Raw genomic sequence first — 4,780 nt, 5'->3', positions numbered from 1 at the left:
GTGTTCCGCACGCGGGTGGATTGGTACGTGGGCTTTGCCGTCTGCAACCGCAAGGCCGCTGCGCGGCTTTACAACGTGGCGCCCATGCCGCTGGTGCTGCCCTAAGCGCCAGCCCCAACCCACGAGGACTGCCCAGAACCACACATTTTTTCCCATAGGAGTTCCATCCATGACCACCCAAGCCACCCGGCTGCTCGATGCCCAGACGGTGCTCGTCGGCTGGATCAACCACTCGGCAACCGACTGCTACGAACACAGCCGCAGCAGCGGCGATGTCATCAACCTCGGCACCGATCTCGATGCTTCCTGTTCCTTTGTGCTGGTGGCATCCCACGCAGGTCACAGCGACGCGGTAACCGTGACGCTGGAGCTAGCGCCGCTGCTGGCTGACGGCACCGCCGGCAGCTGGATCACTGCTGCTGCTGTCGCCATCCCCGCCGCTGGCGGCAAGGTGGAGGCGAGCATCAGTGGTGCTGCCCTGCTGCTGAATCCAGCCGACAGCGAGTTGGTTACGCCGCCCTGCCTGCGGCTGGCGCGCGCTCTGATCTCTCCGAGCACACCGGTGGGGATGTGCGTGGCGCTGACCGCCAACCAGGGGCTTTGAGGTGAGTGCCATGAGTAACCCACTGGAGTCACTGACCCTGGCGGCGGGTTCTGAGGCCCTGCCCCTGCAACTGCTGCAACCCCTGGATAGCAACAACCCCGCTTCCACTCCGGTGCCGCTGGGCGGCCCGGAGCAGCGGCTGACCGTCACCCCGGATCCGGGTGTGGGCGATGAATCCTTGCTGCCGCCTAGCCAGCTGCTGATTAGTAAGGACGGAGAGAACCGCTCGATCTGGCCGGTGCACCTGGCCGGCTGGCAGGCATTGGGCTGGCAGCTACACACTCAGCCGGCAGAAGCTGCGCCCGAGCCCGAGCCCGAGCTTGAGCCAGCGCCGGAGCTGGTGGATGCGCTCGACCTTGAGCCCGAGCAACCGGATGCGACGGAGCCCGCCTCAGCACTGGATGAGACCACGCCCACCGGCGAGCCGCTGGAGTCAACGGAAACCGCCAGCAGCGACGGAGAAGCCCTGCTGGCTTCTGAGCCGCCTGATTTCCAGGCGATGACCAAGGCCCAGATCGTCGACTACTGCTCGGCTGTCCATGGCGTGGAGCTAGATGCCAGCCAGACCAAGGCGGAGCTGATTGAGCAGGCCACGGCGCTGGAAGCCCAGGCCAATGACACGGCTGCAGCTGATCTCGCGGCCCTGGAGCTGGGTGATGCCCTGCTCTGATCACTGCCAAATGCAACCGAGCCAGCGCATTCCTGGCTGGGGGCTGGCAACAGCTCAGCAGCACTGCCCTGGCGCCGATGGCCACTCCCGATCTGGCTGTGCTGGCCGAGCTGACGGCCCAGTGCCGCAGCAGCAGCCGGCCCCAGGGGGTGATCTTTCTGGGCCAGGCCCAGCTGCAGGAAGGCGGCACCCCTGAACCGCCCCCAGCAGAGGGCGTCAGTTCGGTGCAGGCTCTGGCGCCGCTGGTGAGTGCTGCCTCAAGCGACGGGGTGGTGGTGATTGCGCTGGACCTGCGCCTACTCAGCCCCCTGCCGCCCTGACTCGAGCTCTGATCTCCCAACCCTTTTTCTCTGCTGATCGTCATGGCCACCACCACCGAGAGCCGCACTACCGCCGGCCGCTCCCTGCCTCAGCCCAGTGACCTGCTGCTGGTGCAGCGCGGCAGCACGCCATTCCGGGCCACGGCTGATGAGGTCAAGGCGTTCATGCTCAGCCCTGCCACCGCAGTGGTAATCGGTGCGATCAAGCCCGGCACCAACCTCTCGGTGGATGCCGATGGCACCCTCCATGCCGCCATCTCCGGTGCCCTCACCTACCGAGGTGCGATCGACCCAACCACCAGCGAGGCCCCGGCAGGTGCTGCTGTGGGTGATGTGTACTTGGCCAGCAGCTCCGGCATTGCCCTGACGAGCTGGAGCGGCATCGCCGGAGCGCAGATCGCCCAGGGCGATCTGCTGTTGTTTGACGGCAGCAGCTGGAGCGCCAACGCCGCGTTGGGCCCCGATGGCGCCGGCGTGATCCGCATCCAGGTGGCTGCACCGCTGAGCGTCAATGAAAGCGACCCGGCCCAGCCGCTGCTGAGCGTCGAGCCCGCAACCACCGCCGCTGCAGGCGTGGTGCAGCTGGCTGATCCGTTGGCGCTGGCAGACGGCATGCCCGGGAGGGTGGTGGATGCGACCCAGCTCCAGGCTGCGATGGCCACTGCCCAGCCGGCCGGCGACTACATGCCGCTGGACCTGAGCACCCTGCCGGCCCTGCCCTGAGCCCAGCAGCTGATGACCCTCCAACCAGGCGACCTGCTGGCGATCACCAGGCCCACGGGCCCGGCTGCTGGCACCTATCAGCTGCCAGCGGCAGCGCTGGAGGAGCTGCTGAACCTGCCGCCAGTGCTGGGAATCAGCGGCGTAGTTTGGTCAACCGTGCGCTCGGCGGCGGACAACAGCTGGCAGGCGATCTGCTGGTCGCCGGAGCTTGGGGTCTACGCCTGCGTAGCGGGTAGCGGCACGGGCAACCGGGTGATGACCTCAAGCGATGGCATCCGCTGGAGTGCCCAACCTGCGGCAGCCGATCAAAACTGGGTGGCGCTCTGCTGGGCGAAAGAGCTGGGGCTGTTTGTCGCCGTCAGCGACAGCGGCATTGGGAATCGGGTGATGACCTCACCGGATGGGCGCAGCTGGACCCTGCGCCAGACGCCGGCCAACAACAACTGGACGGCGATCTGCTGGGCACCCGAGTTGGGCCTGTTGGTAGCGGTCGCCAGCAGTGGCACGGGCAACCGGGTGATGACCAGCAGTGATGGCCTCACCTGGACAGCCCGCCCCGCTGCTGCAGATCAGGAGTGGCGCTCGATCTGCTGGGCCCCGCAGCTGGGGCTGCTGGTGGCGGTGAGCAGCACCGGAGGCAACCAGCGGGTGATGACCTCAATCGATGGCCGCAACTGGACCCTGAGGACGGCTGCTGCAACCAACAGTTGGACGGCGATCTGTTGGGCAGCAGATCTGAGTTTGCTGGTAGCGCTGAGCAGCAGCGGCAAGGGCAACCGGGTGATGACCTCCCCGGATGGCAGCAGCTGGAGTAGCCGCAGCTCGGCAGCCGACAACGCCTGGACCTCCCTCTGCTGGTCGCCGCAACGGGAGCTGTTGGTGGCGTTGAGTAGCAGCGGCACCGGCAACCGGATCATGACCAGCGGCGATGGCATCAGCTGGACGGTGCGCAGCTCCCCAGCTGATCTGGGCTGGCGTTCGCTCTGCTGGTCACCTCAGCGGCGTCAGTTCGCGGCCGTGAGCAACAGCGGCGCTGGCAACCGGGTGATGGTGAGCCCCTGAACCATGACTGACACCAAGGCACCCCTGCCGACGATTGGCTCGCGCTGCTGGCGGGATTTGATCAGCCCAGAGACCAGTGCCACGGTGATCAACCTGGCGGGAGACAGCAGTGACGCCGATCCGATGGTGGAGCTGGCCTACGACGAGGGCGGTAGCGGTTGGTGGCCTCTCTCCACGCTGGTGATCGAGCAGGCCTGAGCCAAGGGGCCTCAGCCCCCTCCGGCGAGCCGCTGGCGCAGGGCTGCGATGGCCTTCTTCTGGGCCCGCTGCACCGACATGACGCTGATCTCCAGACGCTCGGCTGCAGCCCGCAGTGACAGGCCTTCCAGAACTGTGAGCCGGAGTGCCGTGGCCTGGGCGGCGGGCAGCTGATCGACCAGCTGCTCCAGCGTCAGGCCATTGATGGCCTCGCTGCTGGCTGGCTCTGCTTCTGGAGAGGCCAGCTGATCGAGCAGGCAAGGCTCGCCATCAGCGCGGGCATCGAGGCTGCTGTGGCCCAAGGGGCAATCACCTGCTTCGTGGACCTGCCTGGGCACTCGCACGAGGCGCACGCGATCCCGCAGGTGATGCTGCAGGGCCCCGCTGATGCAGCGGCGCAGGTATGGAGCGGCAGGCTCGCCAACGCGGCAGCTGGGAGCGGAGCGAATCAGCGCCTCACGGGCTACCTGGATCAGATCCTCCCGCTCAACCAAAGGGAAGAAGCGGCGGGCTGCAGCTGAGGCAACGGCATCCGCCAGGGAGAGGTGCTCCAGCACCAGGGCATCGCGGGCACGGAGGGCAGAGCGGGAAAGCGGGGCAGCCATCTGGGGACGGCAGAGAACCCCACCCCCAACGGCCAGCCGCAGGGATGTGACAAGGACGCCCCAACGGGGCGCATGGCCCGATCCTTGACGCAGCGCGAGGATTGGACGAGGGATTGAGGTGGGTGTTTGACGGCCTGGTGGTAAGCCGCTTTCCCGCTGCTGGTATTGCAGGGACCCCCATCGCAGGGAGCGCCTAATCGAATCGTCAGTCCGCTGCTGTGAGCCGCTTCGGACTGGATCTAGTGCATCCACCCGCTCGCCTGGGAGGGAGGTGATCCATTGCGCAATAACCCCAAGTCCACGGGCGGTGTGGCAACAACTGAAAGCCGGAGGCGGAGTGCCTCCTGCCCAGGGAGCTCAGAGCACCCGCACCTCGCCTTGGCGACAGAACACCCGCAGTGATTGGCAGCGAGGATCAGGGCCTGCTCGCAGGGCACGTAGTGCGGCTGGGCGCTGATGTGCCCCTCGCGATCGAGGACGTGCACACGCAGCAGCTGGCCGGCGGCATCTAGATGATGCGAATCCCCCAGTTTCAGGAAAGTTGTCACCCCTCTGATCAGTACATCCGGGGGCTTGAGGACATGACTAATGCGTCGAT

Annotated in this window: 7 protein-coding genes; 6 read left to right on the top strand and 1 reads right to left on the bottom strand. The window is 66.7% G+C overall.

Features of this window, described 5'->3' with window-relative positions:
* Positions 1 to 169 precede the first annotated feature (169 nt).
* The 6 genes from AC01FP_RS16125 (at position 170) to AC01FP_RS16100 (ending at position 3,577) form a co-directional block, all read left to right on the top strand.
* A complete protein-coding gene (locus AC01FP_RS16125) occupies positions 170 to 604 on the top strand; it encodes a hypothetical protein (protein ID WP_474481689.1) in 435 nt (144 codons plus the stop codon).
* A 10-nt stretch (positions 605 to 614) separates the two neighbouring features.
* Positions 615 to 1,274, top strand: coding sequence for a hypothetical protein (locus tag AC01FP_RS16120; RefSeq protein ID WP_474481688.1), 660 nt, complete (start codon positions 615 to 617; stop codon positions 1,272 to 1,274).
* A 77-nt stretch (positions 1,275 to 1,351) separates the two neighbouring features.
* A complete protein-coding gene (locus AC01FP_RS16115; protein ID WP_474481687.1) occupies positions 1,352 to 1,594 on the top strand; it encodes a hypothetical protein in 243 nt (80 codons plus the stop codon).
* 42 nt (positions 1,595 to 1,636) lie between these two features.
* Entirely contained in the window at positions 1,637 to 2,317 is a 681-nt protein-coding gene (locus AC01FP_RS16110) for a hypothetical protein (protein ID WP_474481686.1), read from the top strand.
* A gap of 12 nt (positions 2,318 to 2,329) precedes the next feature.
* Complete coding sequence (locus AC01FP_RS16105) at positions 2,330 to 3,379, top strand: hypothetical protein (RefSeq protein ID WP_474481685.1); 1,050 nt, start codon at positions 2,330 to 2,332, stop codon at positions 3,377 to 3,379.
* A gap of 3 nt (positions 3,380 to 3,382) precedes the next feature.
* Positions 3,383 to 3,577, top strand: coding sequence for a hypothetical protein (locus AC01FP_RS16100; RefSeq protein ID WP_474481684.1), 195 nt, complete (start codon positions 3,383 to 3,385; stop codon positions 3,575 to 3,577).
* Positions 3,578 to 3,588: 11 nt separating this feature from the next.
* Here AC01FP_RS16100 and AC01FP_RS16095 read toward each other — a convergent pair whose 3' ends face one another.
* The gene (locus tag AC01FP_RS16095; protein WP_474481683.1) at positions 3,589 to 4,182 is read right to left on the bottom strand and encodes a sigma-70 family RNA polymerase sigma factor; all 594 of its coding nucleotides are present in this window, start codon (positions 4,180 to 4,182) and stop codon (positions 3,589 to 3,591) included.
* Positions 4,183 to 4,780: the final 598 nt, after the last annotated feature.

The sequence above is a fragment of the Cyanobium sp. NIVA-CYA 375 genome, assembly GCF_056108345.1.
Note: the sequence above shows the minus strand (reverse complement) of the source record. Positions and strands in the feature narration are given on the sequence as shown.

What these genes read in the sequence shown, in the direction of transcription:
- AC01FP_RS16125 (WP_474481689.1), top strand. Translation starts at nt 170, where the DNA reads ATGACCACCCAAGCCACCCGGCTGCTCGATGCCCAGACGGTGCTCGTC.
- AC01FP_RS16120 (WP_474481688.1), top strand. Translation starts at nt 615, where the DNA reads ATGAGTAACCCACTGGAGTCACTGACCCTGGCGGCGGGTTCTGAGGCC.
- AC01FP_RS16115 (WP_474481687.1), top strand. Translation starts at nt 1,352, where the DNA reads ATGGCCACTCCCGATCTGGCTGTGCTGGCCGAGCTGACGGCCCAGTGC.
- AC01FP_RS16110 (WP_474481686.1), top strand. Translation starts at nt 1,637, where the DNA reads ATGGCCACCACCACCGAGAGCCGCACTACCGCCGGCCGCTCCCTGCCT.
- AC01FP_RS16105 (WP_474481685.1), top strand. Translation starts at nt 2,330, where the DNA reads ATGACCCTCCAACCAGGCGACCTGCTGGCGATCACCAGGCCCACGGGC.
- AC01FP_RS16100 (WP_474481684.1), top strand. Translation starts at nt 3,383, where the DNA reads ATGACTGACACCAAGGCACCCCTGCCGACGATTGGCTCGCGCTGCTGG.
- AC01FP_RS16095 (WP_474481683.1), bottom strand. Translation starts at nt 4,182, where the DNA reads ATGGCTGCCCCGCTTTCCCGCTCTGCCCTCCGTGCCCGCGATGCCCTG.